This window comes from Kitasatospora sp. NPDC059817 (genome assembly GCF_042731835.1).
Lineage (GTDB): Bacteria > Actinomycetota > Actinomycetes > Streptomycetales > Streptomycetaceae > Kitasatospora.
The window spans coordinates 1-1,222 of sequence record NZ_JBHWIR010000439.1; the positions used below are offsets into that span (position 1 = coordinate 1).

The 1,222-nt window shown below is 76.3% G+C and carries 2 protein-coding genes; both read right to left on the reverse strand.

What is annotated here, in order from left to right; translation table 11 throughout:
• Window positions 1-91 precede the first annotated feature (91 nt).
• Window positions 92-481, reverse strand: coding sequence for a roadblock/LC7 domain-containing protein (locus ACFV61_RS36085; RefSeq protein ID WP_380496422.1), 390 nt, complete (start codon window positions 479-481; stop codon window positions 92-94).
• Window positions 478-1,222: hypothetical protein (locus ACFV61_RS36090; protein WP_380496423.1), on the reverse strand; the 745-nt coding region annotated here is incomplete at its 5' end. The genes ACFV61_RS36085 and ACFV61_RS36090, both read right to left, overlap by 4 nt.

Here is a 1,222-nt window from a genome sequence, read left to right on the forward strand (position 1 = left end):
GGGAGTCCATGCGGAGTATCGGCGACCGACGACAACGCGGCGAGGTGCGTGCTCCGGCGTCGCGCGCCCGGCGTGATCCGAAAGAGAGCCCCTAGACCGCGGGGACCATCCCGAGCAGCTCGCTCAGGCGGCGGACCGTGGCGGGCGACTCGCGGTGCAGGCCGGCGACGTCGAGGCCCTCGTCTCCCAGGATCATCAGCAGCGCCTGCTCCCCGATCGCCAGCACCACGACGTAGCCGCTGTTGCAGCGGGTGACCACGTCGCGCAGGCCGCCCACGCCGACCTCGGCCGCGGTGCGCCGGCCGAGGCCGAGCATGGCGGCCGACCGGGCGGCGGCCGACTCGGGGTGGACGGCGGCCGTGTCGGCGGCCACCAACAGGCCGTCAGTGGTGGAGATGACACTCTCCGAGATGCCCATGACCCGGTCGCGGAGGGACTTCAACTCGTCGACCAGCACGGCGGTCGGTGTCTGGCTGCTCATGGTGCGCTCTTCTCACTCTGCTCGGTCGTCTCGGTACGCGCGGTGTGTTCGGCGCGGTGTGCGTTCGGTGGACCCTCGGAAGCGGCCGCCGCTCCCTCGGATCGGGCGGGCAGGCCGCCGGGGCCGCCCGGACCACCCGCGCCGCGTCCGCGGCGGACGCGGCGCGGCAGCGGCCCGGTGCCGGCCGGCGGCGGTTCGCCCGTCGGCATGCGCGGGGCCACGCTCGGTGCCAGGGGAGTGGGGTGCGCCGGTTCCCGGTGGAGCAGGTGCCGGGCGTCCATCCGTACGACGTCGAGGAGCACCGCGAACACACCGCGTCCCAGGGCGAAGCCGAGGTCGCGCGCGGTGCGGCGGCCGGTGGCGGCGGCCAGGATCTCCCGGTAGCGGACCGGGATCCGCAGCGCGCCGGATTCGGCCCGGGCGGCAGGACGGATCCGGATGCGGGCCAGTTCGCCGGGCGGTCCCCAGAGGCGGGTCAGCAGGGCCGTCCGCCGGGCGGTCTCCTCGAAGAGCTGCTCCGGCTCGATGCCCGGGCGCAGCGCGATCCTGGCAGGCGGCGCCGCCTCGGCCGTCTCCCAACTGCCGGGCGGGCTCAGCACCAGGGCGAAGGCCCCGTCGAAGGCGGCGGCGGTGCAGACGGCTTCGAGCTCGGCGGCGCCGATCGACCCCTGAGCCACCAGGGCCGCGCCGAGGTCGCCGCCCCAGGTCGGGGGAGCGTCCGCCGGCCGGCCGGCGGACGCG

What these genes read in the sequence shown, in the direction of transcription:
- ACFV61_RS36085 (WP_380496422.1), bottom strand. Translation starts at nt 481, where the DNA reads ATGAGCAGCCAGACACCGACCGCCGTGCTGGTCGACGAGTTGAAGTCC.